Raw genomic sequence first — 16,427 nt, 5'->3', positions numbered from 1 at the left:
ATTTTCGAAGGGGTATATTTTAAAATAAGTAATTTTTTATAGGGTAAAAAAATAAATTCGTAATAATTAAGGGGTATTTTTGATTTTTTGGGTTAAGGAATTATGAAAAAATGTTTATTTAATGAATAATATTGCGGTTTTTTGTTATATTTCTGCATACGACAATGTATATTCTCTGAAAAAACCGTCTTCCATTGTGAAATTAGAGTTCAAAAATCTAAATTTTATATTCTAAAAAGGGACTTTAATTGTTTATATTTGTTCCTCATTTTTTTAATGAAAATTATTACGAATTTAAAATATATAACCAATGTCAACATTACGTTTCCAGGCTTTACAAGAAGCTTCTAATAGAAAGCCGCTGCATTTTGAAGAAATGGACCGAAAATCAAATCTTTTTGGCTCAAATGTGTTTAATGAAAAAGCGATGAAGCAGTACTTAACTCCTGATGCTTTTAAAGGAGTAAGAGATGCCATTCAGCACGGAACTAAAATCGACAGAAAAATGGCCGATTATATCGCCATGGGAATGAAAGAATGGGCTCTGGCAAAAGGAGTTACACATTATACACACTGGTTTCAGCCGCTTACAGGAACAACCGCAGAAAAACATGATGCCTTTTTTGAAACGTCTTATGACGGTAGCGATCCTGTAGAAAAATTTGGAGGGGCACAATTGGTACAGCAAGAACCAGATGCGTCAAGTTTTCCAAATGGAGGAATAAGAAATACTTTTGAAGCAAGAGGATATACTGCTTGGGATCCAACTTCGCCTGCTTTTATATATGGTACAACTTTGTGTATTCCAACTGTATTTATTGCATATACAGGTGAAGCTTTAGACAACAAAATACCTTTATTAAGAGCTTTATCTGCAATTGATGAAGCTGCCACAGAGGTTTGCCGCTATTTTGATAAAAACGTAAAAAAAGTAACTGCAACTTTAGGATGGGAGCAGGAATATTTCTTGATTGATAAAGCTTTGGCAAATTCTCGCCCTGACTTAATGATGACAGGAAGAACTTTATTAGGACACACTTCTGCAAAAGGACAACAATTAGACGACCACTATTTTGGCTCTATTCCAACTCGTGCACTAACTTATATGAGAGATTTAGAGCAAGAATGTATGTTGTTGGGTATTCCAGTAAAAACGCGTCACAATGAGGTTGCGCCAAATCAGTTTGAGCTGGCTCCAATTTTTGAAGAAACAAATTTAGCGGTAGACCACAACTCTTTATTGATGGATGTAATGCAGAGAGTGGCAGAACGTCATGATTTTAAAGTTTTATTTCACGAAAAACCATTTAAAGGAGTAAACGGTTCTGGAAAACACAATAACTGGTCGTTGGCTACAGATACGGGAGTTAACTTATTAAGTCCGAGTAAAACGCCAATGAGTAATTTACAGTTTCTGACTTTCTTCATTAATACGATTAAAGCGGTAAATGATAACGAAACTTTATTAAGAGCTTCTATTGCAACTGCAAGTAACGATCACAGGTTGGGAGCAAACGAAGCGCCGCCAGCCATTATGTCGGTTTTCATTGGAGCACAATTGACTAAAGTTCTATCAGAATTAGAGAGCGTAACGACAGGAAAACTTTCGCCAGAAGAAAAAACAGATCTTAAATTAAACGTTGTTGGTAAAATTCCAGATGTATTATTAGACAATACTGATCGTAACAGAACTTCCCCTTTTGCTTTTACAGGAAATAAATTCGAATTTAGAGCAGTTGGTTCAAATTCAAACTGTTCAAATGCGATGACAACTTTAAATGCTATTGTAGCAAAACAGTTAATTGACTTTAAAAATGAAGTTGAAAAACTAATTGATACAAAAGACATGAAAAAGGACGATGCTATTTTCAACGTACTAAGAGAATACATCAAACAATCTAAAAAAATCCTTTTTGAAGGAGATGGTTACAGCGAAGCTTGGGAAAAAGAAGCGAAAAAAAGAGGATTGAGCAACTTTAAAACAACTCCAGAAGCGATCAAAGCAAAAGTTTCGAAACAAGCGTTGGATTTATTTGCTGAATTAGGAATCTTTAATCATGTTGAAGCCGAAGCCCGTTATGAAATTGAATTGGAAGAATACACTAAAAAAATCCAGATTGAAGGACGTGTTTTAGGTGATATTGCTAGAAACCACGTTATTCCAACTGCAATCCGTTACCAAAATACTTTAATTGAAAATGTAAAAGGTTTAAAAGAAATTTTCGGAAAAGACTTTGAAGACATTGCACGAGAGCAGATTGTTTTAATTAAAGAAATCTCAGGTCATATTGAAGGCATAAATTCTAAAGTGTTGGCAATGACTAACGAAAGAAAAAAAGCCAATCAATTAACAGACGCTCAAAAAATGGCCGAAGCCTATTGCAATAATGTGAAACCATATTTTGAAGATATTCGTAATCACTGCGATAAGCTAGAACTTTTAGTTGATGACGAAAGCTGGACTTTGACTAAATACAGAGAATTATTATTTACCAAATAATAGTTTTCTGAAACCCAATTTACAAACCTGTCTTTTATAAGACAGGTTTTTTTATGCCAAAATATTTGATTTTTTTAGAAACCTATATTTGAATAAGCCAAAGAATTAAAAAAAGGGATTATCTTTGCACCACATCAACACAAACTAATTTTCATGAGTTCAGATTCTAGTAAAAGATATGCACAAAGAGGTGTTTCGGCATCAAAAGAAGACGTTCATAACGCTATAAAAAACATCGACAAAGGTTTATTTCCGCAGGCATTCTGTAAAATTGTTCCTGACTATTTAACTCAGGACGACCAACACTGCCTTATTATGCATGCCGATGGAGCGGGTACAAAATCATCTTTGGCTTATATGTATTGGAAAGAAACCGGAGATCTTTCGGTTTGGAAAGGAATCGCCCAAGATGCCTTAATCATGAATATCGACGATTTGTTATGTGTTGGTGCAACAGATAATATTTTACTTTCTTCTACTATTGGAAGAAATAAAAACCTAATTCCTGCCGAAGTTATTTCGGCTATCATCAACGGAACAGAAGAATTAATCAACGAATTAAAATCATTCGGTGTTACCATTCACTCAACAGGTGGCGAAACTGCAGATGTTGGAGATGTGGTTCGTACTATTATTGTAGATTCTACCGTAACCGCTCGTATGAAACGTGCTGATGTTGTAGATAATGCAAACATCAAAGCGGGTGACGTAATTGTTGGTTTGGCTTCTTTCGGACAGGCAACTTATGAGAAAAGTTATAACGGAGGAATGGGAAGTAACGGACTTACTTCTGCACGTCACGATGTTTTCGGGAAATATTTAGCTAAAAAATATCCAGAAAGTTATGATGCGGCAGTTCCTGAAGAATTAATTTATTCTGGACAAGTTAATTTAACAGATGAAGTTGAAAACAGTCCAATCAATGCCGGACAATTAGTGCTTTCTCCAACGAGAACTTACGCACCTATTATCAAGAAAATTTTAGACAAATACACTCCAGAAGATATTCATGGAATGGTACACTGCAGCGGTGGTGCACAGACTAAAATTTTACATTTTGTAAAAGATTTACACGTTATAAAAGACAATTTATTTCCAGTTCCGCCATTGTTCAAATTAATTCAGGAGCAGTCAAAAACAGATTGGAAAGAAATGTACCAAGTTTTTAACTGTGGGCACAGAATGGAGCTTTACGTTCCGGAAAACATTGCAGAAGATATTATCGAAATTTCGAAATCATTCAATGTTGATGCGCAAATCGTAGGTAGAGTAGAAGCTTCTGAAGAGAAGAAACTTACTATTACAAGCGAATACGGAACATTCAATTATTAAAAAATACTTAAACCATATAAGTTATATAAGTTCATTTTAATTTGACAGATCAGATTTGTCAGGCTGAGCGAAGTCGAAGCCCAATTTTGATTTGACTCTTCAATTTCATTCAGAAAGAATTTATATTTACTTATATAACTTATATGGTTTCAAAAAACACATAATATGTACGAATTACTTTTTTGGAGATATCTAGACGAAATGTATCTGAACAATCAGGAAGTTTATGAAGCTCTTGTAGAAAAACAAGAAGTGGAAGGTCTGGCTGTTCTTCAAGTCGAAGTAATCGTAAACAGAATCAATTCGGTCTTTTCTGAATGGGAAAGAGTCGATGAAAACAGCTGGAAAAATCCAAAAGGAAAAGGCGCATTTCAAGTTATTACAACACCTCAAAGTATAAAAATCGACTGCTACGGTACAGAAGGAAAAACCATGAATAAATTAGTAGATATCATGGAAGAATTCAAATGTCCGCTTTACGACCCGCAAGTTCCGGAACGTTATGACGAAATGAGTGAGTAGGTTTTGTTTACTGTGAATGTGAGATGAAAAAAGCCCTTATTTTTGTTTGTTCGATCCTTTTAAGCATTATTGTAGCTTCACTTTTCGGGATTTTACATAATCAATTTACATTTACCATTTCAAGCGAATTTTTTACCGAAGTATTATTTGAAAGATTCGGTTTTGTAGAATACGGAAGAACTACTCCAAGATTAACCGCTTCACTAATTGGCGTATGGTGTGTTTGGTGGATTGGATTATATGCTGGATTTATCTTTGCATTTATCGGTCTGTTTTCTGCTAATGCAAAAGCAATGATAAAAAGCATTAGTTATGCCATTCTGATAATGCTGACTACCACTATAATAATAGGTTTATTAGGTTTATGTTATGGTTTTCTTGGTTTTTCAAATTTAGAATCAAATTGTTGTTTCCCTCTTCAAATTATAAATGTGAAAAATTTTATTGCAGTTTCTGAAATGCATAGTTTTAGTTATGCAGGCGGAGGAATTGGTGTTGTAATTGCAGTTATATGGCAGTTAAGACAACTGAAAAAAAATAGAATTTTTAAGAGTTTAAATAACGATATATAAAGACTAAAAAATATGAATACAGCTTCAAATTTCAGTTTCTCCGATAAGGTAATTTTAGAAGATAATTTAGTTTTACTGCGTCCTATTCAGGAATCAGATGTTGAAAATCTTTTGGAAATCTCAATCAACGAACCTGAAACATGGAAATATTCTTTAGTTGGTGCTGAAGGAAAAGAAAATTTGATTCATTATATTCAATTAGCAGTAAAAGCTAGAGAAAATCAAAAAGAATTTCCATTTATTGTATTCGATAAAAAATCGCAAAGATACGCTGGATCAACTCGTTTTTATGATATCAATTTGGAGTTCAAAACACTTCAGTTAGGCTACACTTGGTACGGTTCAGCTTTTAGAGGAACCGGTTTAAACAAACACTGCAAATTTTTATTATTACAATTTGCTTTCGAAACTCTTGGAATGGAACGAGTAGAATTCCGCGCCGATAATAATAACGAACGAAGCATTGCCGCAATGAAAAGCATTGGCTGTAAAGTCGAAGGCATTCTACGAAGCAATATGCCTACACGAGAAGGAGCTATTCGTCGCGATTCCATAGTTTTAAGTATTCTAAAAGACGAATGGTTTAACGAAGTAAAGGAAAACCTAAAGAAAAAACTTTAGAATCTTAGTCTTCAATAATTAAATATATTCCGTTCCTACGGAACTCAGTTTCTGTTGCTATTATTTTTTCAACGGATTTTATCCGTTGCTACAATAGTAATCATTCCTACGGAATTTTTATTACAATTAGATTAAAATTCATAACTCACAACTCACAATTCACAATTTATAACTCATAACTCACAAAGAATCTTACCCATCCTTCAAAATTAAATTCTGCTCTTTTCTCAATTTCACAACCAATTGATCAATATAGGTTTTAATTTTCTGCGGAAGCGAATTCCAATTACTATCCTTTTTAAAACTTCTGCAATAATCTAAATCACATTCTACGGCACGGATTGCATATTTTTTGTTTTTGTAAACTGTAATTATTTTTACACGTCTGGTATAATCGTCTTCAGTTTTTGATCCATATACAATTACAGGATCAGCATAACCATCTCCATCAAGATCTTTTGCACTGCAATATTTTGTCCAAAACCAAATGCTGGTTTCTTTTGGATCAGTATCTTCTAACAAATCAGTAATTCTCCATTTTTCTAAAAAACCGCCATGATCATTAATCACGCAAATTGCTTGAATTTTGGTATTCAAAGTATCTTTTTTAGAAATTGTTTTTTGGTTTTCGGTGAAAACTAAATCATAAACTCCTCCTTTATCGCTAAATTCGATTGCTTTGTAAATTGGAAAATCTGCAATTTCGTTAAGTTCTCTTTGAGAAATTTGTTCTTTAGTCAATTTGTAGCTTTCTGTTTTTTGAGAGAAAATAGAAGCTGAATTCATTAGTAAAAAAATTAAAAGGACTTTTTTCATTAGGCGCTTATTTTATAGAGTCAAAGATATTCAAATGCTATATTTTTATGTTTACATTTTTTATTTTAATTCCCGACATTAATAATGATATAATTGCACTGTAAGATTCTTCAAATATGTAATCATTTAAACTTTTATATAAATTCAAATCAGTAGCTGGTAATATGTTGAATTTGTTTTTATCTAATTCTGGTCTGGGGGCGAACTTTTTCTCAGGGATTCCCCAATCAATTTGTTTATCAAATGGAATAGAAATATATAAAGAGTTATTCCTTTGTAATAGGGAAGATGTTGTTGTTCCTTTTTTGTAAATTCCATTCCAGTTTCCTTTTCCTAAAATAATTGTAAATTGAAGTGTCCAATCTGGAAGTTGATTTACAAAATGATGTTCGTTTAAAACTTTAGTAATACATATTTCTAATGATTGCCGTTCCTTATAAAGATTAGGGAAATCAATTATTGATGGACTAAAAATTAATTTTATTTTCATTAGAATATTTTTTAGCAAATTTAATAAAAAGAAAGAAAAAGATTACATGTTTTTCGGTTTAAAAAGTTTAGAATTTTATTATACTAAAAACTCTATTTTGTCGTAATTTTCTAGCTTTAATTATTTTGCTACATTTTTTTATTATGAGATTATTTTTGTTGGGTTTTATATTCTTCTCTAGTCAGCTTATTGAAGCCCAAACCATCATTTCAACAGAATTTAATGAACCCGTAGATTTTGTAAATCCATTAATAGGTAGTGATTCTAAACCCAGTCTTTCAAACGGAAACACTTATCCCGCAATTGCACTGCCATGGGGAATGAATTTCTGGACACCACAAACAGGAAAAATGGGCGATGGATGGATTTATACCTATTCAGCTGATAAAATCCGCGGATTCAAACAAACACATGCGCCTTCGCCGTGGATGAACGATTACGGACAATTTTCGATTATGCCAGTAACTGGAAAACCTGTTTTTAATGAAGATGAGAGAGCAAGCTGGTTTTCGCATAAATCAGAAATTTCAAAACCCTATTATTACAGCGTTTATTTAGCCGATTACGATATTACGACCGAAATAACACCGACTGAAAGAGCGGCCTATTTTAAATTTACTTTTCCTGAAAACGATAAATCGTATGTTGTTATTGATGCATTCGACGGCGGTTCGTATATAAAAATCCTTCCGAAAGAAAATAAAATCATTGGGTATTCTACCAAAAACAGCAAAGGCGTTCCTGCAAATTTTAAAAATTACTTTGTCATTCAGTTTGATGAACCTTTTGAAGAGATAAATACTTTTAACCGAAAATCCTTAAGCAAAGCCAGTGAAGTAACAAACGATCATGTTGGAGCTGTTGTAGGTTTTAAAACTAAAAAAGGTGAAATAATTACCGCAAAAGTTGCTTCTTCGTTTATTAGTATTGAACAAGCTGAATTAAATCTGAAAGAAATTGGTTCTGATGATTTCGAAAAAACCAAGAAAAAAGGAAGAGAAATCTGGAACAAAAGCCTAGGCGCTATTATTACTGAAGGCGGTACAAAAGACCAGAATCAAATGTTTTATTCTTGTTTGTACAGAACAATGCTTTTTCCAAGAAAGTTTTACGAACTTGATAAAGATGGAAATATTACTCACTACAGTCCTTATAACGGAAAAGTATTGCCGGGATATATGTTTACCGATACTGGATTTTGGGACACTTTCAGAGCATTATTTCCGCTGTTAAATATAATGCGTCCGAATTTGAATGCCAATATTCAAGAAGGACTTATAAATGCTTACAAAGAAAGCGGCTGGCTTCCAGAATGGGGAAGTCCCGGACTTCGTAATGTAATGATTGGAAATAATTCTGCTTCGGTGGTTGCCGAAGCTTATCTTAAAAATAAAGACACCTACAAATACGATATTGAGACATTGTATGAAGCATTAAAACACGGAGCAAACAGCGAAGGTCCGCTTAATGCTGTGGGACGATTTGGAGTAAATTATTATAATAAATTAGGATATGTTCCGTATGATGTCTCCATTAACGAAAGTGCAGCCAGAACATTGGAATATGCTTATGATGATTTCTCAATTTACCAGCTTGCAAAAGCATTAGGAAAACCAAAAGAAGAAATCGATTTGTATAAAAACAGAAGTTTGAACTATAAAAATCTGTTTGATCCTGAAACGAAATTAATGCGCGGAAAACTGGAAAACGGAAAATTTACAAGCCAGTTTAATCCTTATAAATGGGGAGATGCTTTTACAGAAGGCAACAGCTGGCATTATACATGGTCGGTTTTTCACGATGTCCAGGGATTGATTGATTTAATGGGCGGTAAAAATAAGTTTGTAAAAAAACTGGATCAGGTTTTTTCACTCGAACCTATTTTTGATGAAACGTATTATAAAAGTGTGATTCACGAAATCCGCGAAATGCAGATTGCCAATATGGGACAATACGCTCATGGAAACCACCCTATTCATCACATGATATATTTGTACATGTACGCTGGTACACCATGGAAAACGCAATACTGGGTGCGTGAAACCTTAAACAGAATGTACAAACCAACACCTGATGGATATTGCGGAGATGAGGATAACGGACAAACATCGGCTTGGTATGTGTTTTCTGCTTTAGGATTTTATCCCGTTTGCCCAACCTGCAACGAATATGTTATTGGCGCACCCCTCTTTAAACGTGTGACAATTAATTTAGAAAACGGAAAACAGATTGTAATCAATGCGCCAGACAACAGCCAAGAAAATAAATATGTTCAGAATATTTTTCTGAATGGAACAGAATACAATAAAAATTATTTCAGCCATCAAGATTTAATGAATGGAGCTGCCATACATTTTGAAATGAATAATTCCGAAAATAAAGACCGCGAGAACCGCAAAAGTGAAGTTCCATTTTCACTTTCAAATGAAAATAAATTATAGATAAATGAAAAAAAGTATTTCAACGATTTTAAGAGAATGCAAAAGCATTTTGGTTTTTTCAGTTTTACTGTTAAGCATTGGAAATGTAAATGCACAGAAATTAAAAAACCTAATTCAATATGTTGATCCTATGATTGGAACTGCGAAAATGGGGCATACGTATCCAGGAGCAACAGTTCCTTTTGGAAGTGTTCAGTTAAGTCCCGAAACCGATACGATCGCATACGGTTTAAATGGAAAATACAATGGAGAAGTCTATAAATACTGTGCGGGTTATCAATATGAAGATAAAACCATTGTAGGTTTCAGCCACACCCATTTCAGCGGAACCGGACATTCTGATTTAGGTGATTTTTTAATTATGCCCACAACAGGAAAATTGCAGCTAAATTCAGGAGTTGCTTCAAAACCATTATCGGGATATAGATCGGCTTTTTCACATTCAACAGAAAAAGCTGAACCAGCATATTACAGTGTTCTTTTAGAAGATCATAACATTAAAGCCGAACTTACAGCTACAACAAGAGTTGGAATGCATCAATATACTTTTCCAAAATCAGATGAAGCCCATATTATTCTGGATTTAACTTCTGGAATTTACAATTATGATAAGAAGAATGTTTGGACTTTTGTTCGTGTTGAAAACGATACTTTAATTACCGGATATCGTCAGACAAATGGCTGGGCAAGAACCAGAACGGTTTATTTTGCAATGTCTTTCAGCAAACCCATAAAAAGCTACGGACAAGCGCCATTAGAAAAAAGTGTTTATCGAGGATTTTGGGGAAGATTTGATCAAACCAAAAACTTTCCAGAAATGGCAGGGCAAAACCTAAAATTGTTCTTTGACTTTGATACGCAGGAAGGAGAAAAAATCAAAATAAAAATGGCGTTATCGCCTGTAAGTTCTGCAGGAGCTTTAGAAAACATGAAAAAAGAAATTCCAGATTGGGATTTCGAACGCGTGAAAAAACAAAGTCAGGAAATTTGGAACAAAGAACTGAATAAAATTCAAGTAGAAACCATTCAAAAAGAAGATTTAGTAAACTTTTATACCGCAATGTATCATGCCTTTTTGGGACCTACAGAATACATGGATTTAGATGGAAATTACAAAGGTTTGGACATGAATGTTCATAAAGCAGATAATTTTACCAACTACACAAGTTATTCGTTATGGGATACTTACAGAGCGCTGCATCCTTTATTTAATATTGTACAGCCTTCTAGAAATTCAGATATGATTAGTTCTATGCTGGCACATTCAGATCAAAGTGTTCATAAAATGCTGCCAATCTGGTCACATTATGCCAATGAAAACTGGTGTATGATTGGTTATCATTCCGTTTCTGTTGTTGCTGACGCGATTGTAAAAGGAAATGGTAATTTTAATGCTGAAAAAGCACTTCAAACCTGTGTAAATACAGCAAAAGTGCCTTATTTCGATGGATTGGAATATTACATGAAAAAAGGCTATGTTCCTGAAGATAAAAATGGTTCATCGGTTTCTAAAACTTTAGAATATGCTTATGATGACTGGGCGATTGCACAAGCAGCAAAGAAATTAGGCAAAACAGAAATTTACAATGAATTTATCGAAAGATCGAAGAATTATAAAAATGTGTACGACGAGAAAACGGGTTTTATGCGTCCCAAATTAAATGACGGGACTTTCAAAAAAGAATTTGATCCGCTTGATACACACGGACAAGGTTTTATTGAAGGGAATTCATGGAATTACAGTTTATATGTACCGCAAGATCCGGCTGATATGATCAAAATGATGGGAGGAAATGATAAGTTTAAAGTGCGTCTGGATTCGTTGTTTAATATGCATCTTCCAGACAAATATTTTGAAAATACAGAAGACATTACAAGAGATGGAATTATTGGAAATTATGTGCACGGAAACGAACCTTCGCATCACGTAGTGTATTTATACAATTGGACAGATTCACCTTGGAAATCGCAGGACAAAATCAGAATGATTCTGAAAAAAATGTATAGAAATGGAGCCGATGGTTTAGGAGGAAATGACGATTTTGGACAAATGAGTGCTTGGTATATTTTCAGCAGTTTAGGATTTTATCCGGTTGCGCCGGGTTCTGATGAATATGCATTGGGAAGTCCGCTGATTAAAAAAGCCATTTTCAATTTAGAAAACGGAAAAAACTTCGAAGTTGAAACGGTAAATCAATCCGATAAAAATGTTTTTGTTAGCAAAGTTTTATTGAATGGGAAAGAACTTTCAAGACCTTTCTTAAAACATGCTGATGTTGTAAATGGAGGGAAAATTACTTTTTATATGACATCAAAACCTAATAAAAAGAATTATAAAAGTTAAATTAAAGCTTCGACTCCGCTCAGCTAGACAATAAGACATTTAAAAATTCGAGAAAATTTGTGTAATTCGTGGCAGAACACCAAAAAACTTCACGAAATTTGCATTTCAAATAAAGAAAACGAAATATGAAAATAAATTTAAAATCAGGAATTGATAAATTATTATTCGGAATGAAGCAGAATGATGTTACAGCTGTTTTAGGAAAACCTGATAAGAACTATAAAGACGAAGACGAAAATGTGATTTTTGTGTACAATGCGCACAAAATGAGATTGACATTTTATGAAGAAGAAGATTTTAAATTAGGGTATATTGTGGCTTCTAGCAACAATCTAGAAGTTTTCGGATTCAAAATTATTGGAAGAAAAATCACTGATGTAAAGAAAGATTTCGCTGTAAAGGGAATCACAAAATATAATCAGGAAACATTTGACACTTTCGAAAACTATTTCAATGAAGACAATTGGTTCATTCTTCAAACTGAATTTGATGAGGTTGTAAAATTCGAAATAGGAGCAATCATCAACAATAAAGATGAATTTGACTGGAAATTTCCTGTGAAGAAATAAGAATATAGAATATAGAATATAGAATATAGAATATAGAATATAGAATATAGAGGAAAGAAGTTGAATCTAGCATTGTCAGGCTGAGCGAAGTTGAAGCCACACAAACTGAATCACAAATCACAGCGTTAGACCTCGAGTTCGCTTAGTCTGACAAAACATAAAAAAAACCGACAATCACTTGTCGGTTTTTTTTATAAACTGAAAAGATTATCCTTTCAGCCATGCATTTTTAAGTTTTTCTTTTGAAGCATCAGTAGCTTTAAAAGTTTCAGATTCTTCGTAAGGAAGTTTTACAGTTCCTTTAATAGTTTCTTCTTTACCGCCACGTTTCACTTTTAAAGTAATAGGATCATTTTCTTTCCAATTTTCACTTTCACCAATTAAATCGTAAATGTTGTCTAAAGAATACGATTTGTTGTTGATTGCTAAAATGATATCGCCTCCTTTTAAATTTAAATTTTTAAAGAAATCATTTGGCTCAATATCAGGACGAACAGCAATTTCTTTTGTTTGCTTATCAATTTTGATATATGGAGTTTGTCCTTTCAAGAAAATTGCCCCCGCTTTTTTCTCAGTAGCTTTTGTTACACCCACTTTAGCCAAATAGAAATCATACGGAATTGGCGTTGTTCCTTTTACATGTTTGTTTAAGAAATCGCCAACTTCTGGATAAGTAAGCTGCGTGATTTTTGCGAATAAATCCTCATCATTAAATGGCTTTTCAACGCCGTATTCCATTGATAATTTATGCATTAAGTCAAGAATTCCTCTTTCTCCATTGCTTTTTTCTCTAATGATAATGTCGATGCACATTCCAATTAAAGCACCTTTTTGGTATACGTTTAAGTATTGGTCTTTATAAGGCTGCTCCAATACATTTTTACTCATTACTGTAAACGACATCGTATCGTCTAATCTTTTTGACTGCTCGATTTTATCAGCAATACGAGTGTAGAATTCAGCTTCGTCAATTAATCCTTGATTGATCTGGAAAAGATTCGCGAAATATTCAGTAACTCCTTCGTACATCCATAAATGTTCAGACATTTGTGGAGCGTTATAGTCAAAGTATTGGATTTCTTTTGAGTGAACCGTTAATGGCGTTACGATATGAAAGAATTCGTGAGAAACTACATCTTTCATAGATTCAACCAATTTTTCTTTTGGCATTGACTCAGGAAGCACAACTGTAGTAGCTGTTGGGTGTTCTAACGCCCCAAAACCATGTGCATCGTCTTTTGCCATACTTGACAAGTACAATAAAACAGTATATTTTTTATTAGAATTTACTTTTCCTAAAAAGTTTTTCTGAGCCGTCATCATCGTTTTCATTTCCGGTGTGATGCTCTCTGCTGTAAATTTTCCTGTTGGAGAATATACAGCAATCAAAATATCCATTCCGTTTACGTTGAAAGTAGTATAATCTGGTTTAGAATACATAATTGGGTTTTCAACTAAAACAGCATAACGTGGAGTTGTAAAAACATCACTTGTTTTGCTCGCATCTTGGTCTGTCATCGAAGTCGCTCCCCAAAGTGTTTCAGGATGTGTAATGGTAACTTTGTACGGAATTTCTAATTTGTCTTTAAAATATCCAACAAAACCGTGTGTGTTAACCATGAAATTTTCTCCGGCTTTAATGTTAGTTCCTGCTGGTGAGAAAACGTCATCATTACCAAATCCAGTTCCTTTTTCAGTATCAAAAGTGTCATTGACTAAATACGTGATTTTATGTAACGCCTTAGCATTTGAAATAGACCATGAGTTATCATCAAGTCTTTTTACGGTTAATGGATTTCCTTTGGCATCAAAAGCTCTAAAATCTTCTGAATATTTTCCGTAGTTGTCAGTAGAATACGTTCCAGGAACAGTTTTAGGAATGCTGTAAACCACTTCGTCAGTTTTAATTGGTGGAGGAGTTACAGTTACTAAAACTTTATCATCTTTTACGTCTGTTAGATTGATATTAACTTCTACGACATTTTTTCCGCCAGCGGCAGAACTACCCGTTTTACAGCTCCAAAATGTTACCGCAAGAGCCAGGGTGTAAAGTATTTTCTTCATCTGTTTATGTTTAGTTATAGATATTTGACTTAAAAAATATCAAAAAGTTACAAAAAATTGAATATAATAAAAAAACTCCTGATTTACAGGAGCTTTATATTAGTCAAATTTATTTTTTATATAATATTTTCCGTCTAGATCTTCATCAAAATCATCAATTTTAATTGGTTTTGGTTTTGGTTTATTCGCAATAGCCTTCTTTTTCCACATCTCAAATTTTTCAAGAGGCATTTTCTTTTTCATGATTTCAAGAACTTCTTTTTCTGCCAATCCAAATTCTTTTTTGATTATTTCAAATGGATTTCTTTCTTCTAAGGCTAAAGAAACAAGCTTCTCAGTTTGTTCCACAGTTAACTCTTTGCGGTTACTCTTTTTCATCTCGTGAAAATTAATTCAATAGTGGGTTAATGTTTAATAGATTGACTTTCATTTTATATTTCAATATTAATAAAAAAAATAATTAGTTGGTTCGCTGCATTGCATTTTTTTAATGATTTTTCATGTTTTTTGCTGATCTTGATTTTTGAAACGGAATTTGCAGTAAATTTTTCAATTGATTGTTTTCTTCTGCCAGCATATGCGTGTCAACTCCATACATTATTTTCTCTTTTGGAAGAGAGGTAAAAGTGCCAAAAATACGATCCCAGACAGAAAAAATATTTCCATAATTACTGTCGGTGTAAGGCAGAACATAATGATGGTGCACCTTATGCATATTTGGCGATACAATAAAATAACTTAAAAAAAGATCTACCTTATGAGGCAGTGAAATATTGGCATGATTGAATTGCGAAGCAATAACGGATAAGGATTGATACAGAAAAACCATCCACATAGGACTTCCAACTACGAGAACTCCGAGTGTTGTAAAAATAAAACGGATTACGCTTTCGCCCGGATGATGTCTGTTGGCGCTTGTGGTATCAATCCAAGTATCGGTATGATGAATAAGATGAAAACGCCAAAGAAACTTTATTTTATGCTGCACCAAATGCGCTAAATAAGCCCCAATTAAGTCCAATAAAAGCAAACCGATAATGGTGTAAAGCCAGAGCGGAATTTCAGGAATCCATTGAAGAATTCCAAAATGATTTTCGGTAGTCCAGTTTGCCGTTTTGATTAAAATAAAAGCCAAAACAAAATTGACGATTATTGTAGTCAGAGTAAAGAAAATATTGATTCCCGCATGATGCCATTTTCGATACTGCATTTGAAACAATGGAAATGTATTTTCAATCATCCAGAAAATAGTAATTCCTCCAATTAAAATTAAACTCCGATGCGAGGACGGAATGGTACTGAAGTAAGAAATAATTTCGTTCATAACAATAATATTTGGAGTGAAATGACGATTTCCTTTTCCGATTTTATCCAAAGAAAAAGAGAAAATCAATATAAATATATTTGATTTTCTCCTTCCATTTTAAATTTTATGAAATATTTTTAAGCTTCTTCAGTCTTCTGTAACAATGTTTTATAAATAAATCCAGCTGCTATCGCACCTAAAATAGGCGCAACTAAAAACAACCAGACTTGCGAAAGCGGTTCACCGCCAGCAAAAATAGCTTGAGAAAGCGATCTCGCAGGATTAACAGAAGTATTGGTAATAGGAATACTAATTAAGTGGATTAAAGTCAATCCCAAACCAATGACAATACCGCAGAAACTAGTATTGGCAAATTTATCAGTAGCTCCTAAAATTATCAATAAGAAAAATAAAGTCAGCACAAACTCAGCAATGAAAGCGGATTGCAATGAATAGCCATCGGGAGAAAAAGCTCCATAACCATTTGAGGCAAAAGCTCCAGCTTTGGTATTATCGATTACAAAACCTGCTTTTCCGGAAGCAATTGTGTATAAAGTTCCGGCCGCAGCAATTGCTCCAATACATTGAGCAATGATATACGGAATGAGTTCTTTGGCCGAAAATCTTCCGCCAGCCCATAATCCAAATGATACAGCAGGATTAAAATGCCCTCCCGAAATATGCCCTACAGCATACGCCATTGTTAAAACGGTCAAACCAAATGCTAATGCAACACCTGCAAATCCAATTCCTAATTCAGGATACGCTGCTGCAAAAATGGCACTTCCACAGCCTCCAAACACCAGCCAATAAGTTCCGAAGAACTCTGCAAACAATTTTTTCATAGTAA

Annotated in this window: 14 protein-coding genes; 8 read left to right on the top strand and 6 right to left on the bottom strand. The window is 33.7% G+C overall.

Going from position 1 to position 16,427, the window contains the following annotated elements; all coding sequences use genetic code 11:
* Nucleotides 1-310 precede the first annotated feature (310 nt).
* The 5 genes from J0383_RS03590 to J0383_RS03570 all read left to right on the top strand — a co-directional run bounded on the left by J0383_RS03590 (nucleotide 311) and on the right by J0383_RS03570 (nucleotide 5,547).
* Nucleotides 311-2,500: a glutamine synthetase III family protein gene (locus tag J0383_RS03590; protein ID WP_207297082.1), complete on the top strand. Its 2,190-nt coding sequence runs from the start codon at nucleotides 311-313 to the stop codon at nucleotides 2,498-2,500.
* Between the two features lie 153 nt (nucleotides 2,501-2,653).
* Nucleotides 2,654-3,832 carry an AIR synthase related protein gene (locus J0383_RS03585; RefSeq protein ID WP_207297081.1) on the top strand — a complete coding sequence of 393 codons (1,179 nt, stop codon included), beginning with the start codon at nucleotides 2,654-2,656 and terminating at the stop codon, nucleotides 3,830-3,832.
* 165 nt (nucleotides 3,833-3,997) lie between these two features.
* Nucleotides 3,998-4,354 (top strand): hypothetical protein, encoded by a 357-nt coding sequence (locus J0383_RS03580; RefSeq protein WP_207297080.1) that lies wholly within the window; start codon nucleotides 3,998-4,000, stop codon nucleotides 4,352-4,354.
* A 23-nt stretch (nucleotides 4,355-4,377) separates the two neighbouring features.
* Nucleotides 4,378-4,926 carry a hypothetical protein gene (locus tag J0383_RS03575; protein WP_207297079.1) on the top strand — a complete coding sequence of 183 codons (549 nt, stop codon included), beginning with the start codon at nucleotides 4,378-4,380 and terminating at the stop codon, nucleotides 4,924-4,926.
* Nucleotides 4,927-4,938: 12 nt separating this feature from the next.
* Entirely contained in the window at nucleotides 4,939-5,547 is a 609-nt protein-coding gene (locus tag J0383_RS03570; RefSeq protein ID WP_207297078.1) for a GNAT family N-acetyltransferase, read from the top strand.
* 192 nt (nucleotides 5,548-5,739) lie between these two features.
* On the opposite strand, the gene J0383_RS03565 is transcribed toward J0383_RS03570, so the two are convergent.
* Together J0383_RS03565 and imm9 are read right to left on the bottom strand one after the other, a co-directional pair.
* Nucleotides 5,740-6,363, bottom strand: a complete 624-nt coding sequence (locus tag J0383_RS03565; protein WP_207297077.1) for a M949_RS01915 family surface polysaccharide biosynthesis protein — start codon at nucleotides 6,361-6,363, stop codon at nucleotides 5,740-5,742.
* 37 nt (nucleotides 6,364-6,400) lie between these two features.
* Entirely contained in the window at nucleotides 6,401-6,853 is a 453-nt protein-coding gene (imm9, locus tag J0383_RS03560; protein WP_207297076.1) for an Imm9 family immunity protein, read from the bottom strand.
* 143 nt (nucleotides 6,854-6,996) lie between these two features.
* Between imm9 and J0383_RS03555 the strand changes: the two genes are divergently transcribed.
* The 3 genes from J0383_RS03555 (at nucleotide 6,997) to J0383_RS03545 (ending at nucleotide 12,207) form a co-directional block, all read left to right on the top strand.
* A complete protein-coding gene (locus J0383_RS03555; RefSeq protein WP_207297075.1) occupies nucleotides 6,997-9,294 on the top strand; it encodes a GH92 family glycosyl hydrolase in 2,298 nt (765 codons plus the stop codon).
* A 4-nt stretch (nucleotides 9,295-9,298) separates the two neighbouring features.
* Nucleotides 9,299-11,638 (top strand): GH92 family glycosyl hydrolase, encoded by a 2,340-nt coding sequence (locus J0383_RS03550; RefSeq protein ID WP_207297074.1) that lies wholly within the window; start codon nucleotides 9,299-9,301, stop codon nucleotides 11,636-11,638.
* Nucleotides 11,639-11,763: 125 nt separating this feature from the next.
* On the top strand, nucleotides 11,764-12,207 hold the full coding sequence (locus J0383_RS03545) for a hypothetical protein (RefSeq protein WP_207297073.1): 444 nt from the start codon (nucleotides 11,764-11,766) through the stop codon (nucleotides 12,205-12,207).
* Between the two features lie 207 nt (nucleotides 12,208-12,414).
* Here the strand turns inward: J0383_RS03545 and J0383_RS03540 are convergent, their stop codons facing one another.
* The 4 genes from J0383_RS03540 to aqpZ form a co-directional block, all read right to left on the bottom strand.
* Nucleotides 12,415-14,271, bottom strand: coding sequence for a M61 family metallopeptidase (locus J0383_RS03540; RefSeq protein WP_207297072.1), 1,857 nt, complete (start codon nucleotides 14,269-14,271; stop codon nucleotides 12,415-12,417).
* 99 nt (nucleotides 14,272-14,370) lie between these two features.
* Entirely contained in the window at nucleotides 14,371-14,649 is a 279-nt protein-coding gene (locus J0383_RS03535) for a DUF2805 domain-containing protein (protein WP_207297071.1), read from the bottom strand.
* Between the two features lie 109 nt (nucleotides 14,650-14,758).
* Nucleotides 14,759-15,595, bottom strand: coding sequence for a sterol desaturase family protein (locus J0383_RS03530; protein ID WP_207297070.1), 837 nt, complete (start codon nucleotides 15,593-15,595; stop codon nucleotides 14,759-14,761).
* Between the two features lie 119 nt (nucleotides 15,596-15,714).
* Nucleotides 15,715-16,422 carry an aquaporin Z gene (aqpZ, locus tag J0383_RS03525; RefSeq protein WP_207297069.1) on the bottom strand — a complete coding sequence of 236 codons (708 nt, stop codon included), beginning with the start codon at nucleotides 16,420-16,422 and terminating at the stop codon, nucleotides 15,715-15,717.
* Nucleotides 16,423-16,427 lie beyond the last annotated feature (5 nt).

The organism is Flavobacterium endoglycinae (assembly GCF_017352115.1).
In the GTDB taxonomy this organism is placed as follows: Bacteria; Bacteroidota; Bacteroidia; order Flavobacteriales; family Flavobacteriaceae; genus Flavobacterium; species Flavobacterium endoglycinae.
This window is presented reverse-complemented; position numbering and strand designations above follow the sequence as displayed.

Bases quoted from the DNA above. Each gene is read 5' to 3' on its own strand.
- J0383_RS03570 (WP_207297078.1), top strand. From the start codon at position 4,939: ATGAATACAGCTTCAAATTTCAGTTTCTCCGATAAGGTAATTTTAGAA.
- J0383_RS03590 (WP_207297082.1), top strand. From the start codon at position 311: ATGTCAACATTACGTTTCCAGGCTTTACAAGAAGCTTCTAATAGAAAG.
- J0383_RS03565 (WP_207297077.1), bottom strand. From the start codon at position 6,363: ATGAAAAAAGTCCTTTTAATTTTTTTACTAATGAATTCAGCTTCTATT.
- J0383_RS03580 (WP_207297080.1), top strand. From the start codon at position 3,998: ATGTACGAATTACTTTTTTGGAGATATCTAGACGAAATGTATCTGAAC.
- J0383_RS03550 (WP_207297074.1), top strand. From the start codon at position 9,299: ATGAAAAAAAGTATTTCAACGATTTTAAGAGAATGCAAAAGCATTTTG.
- aqpZ (WP_207297069.1), bottom strand. From the start codon at position 16,422: ATGAAAAAATTGTTTGCAGAGTTCTTCGGAACTTATTGGCTGGTGTTT.
- J0383_RS03585 (WP_207297081.1), top strand. From the start codon at position 2,654: ATGAGTTCAGATTCTAGTAAAAGATATGCACAAAGAGGTGTTTCGGCA.
- J0383_RS03545 (WP_207297073.1), top strand. From the start codon at position 11,764: ATGAAAATAAATTTAAAATCAGGAATTGATAAATTATTATTCGGAATG.
- J0383_RS03540 (WP_207297072.1), bottom strand. From the start codon at position 14,271: ATGAAGAAAATACTTTACACCCTGGCTCTTGCGGTAACATTTTGGAGC.
- J0383_RS03555 (WP_207297075.1), top strand. From the start codon at position 6,997: ATGAGATTATTTTTGTTGGGTTTTATATTCTTCTCTAGTCAGCTTATT.
- J0383_RS03535 (WP_207297071.1), bottom strand. From the start codon at position 14,649: ATGAAAAAGAGTAACCGCAAAGAGTTAACTGTGGAACAAACTGAGAAG.
- J0383_RS03575 (WP_207297079.1), top strand. From the start codon at position 4,378: ATGAAAAAAGCCCTTATTTTTGTTTGTTCGATCCTTTTAAGCATTATT.
- imm9 (WP_207297076.1), bottom strand. From the start codon at position 6,853: ATGAAAATAAAATTAATTTTTAGTCCATCAATAATTGATTTCCCTAAT.
- J0383_RS03530 (WP_207297070.1), bottom strand. From the start codon at position 15,595: ATGAACGAAATTATTTCTTACTTCAGTACCATTCCGTCCTCGCATCGG.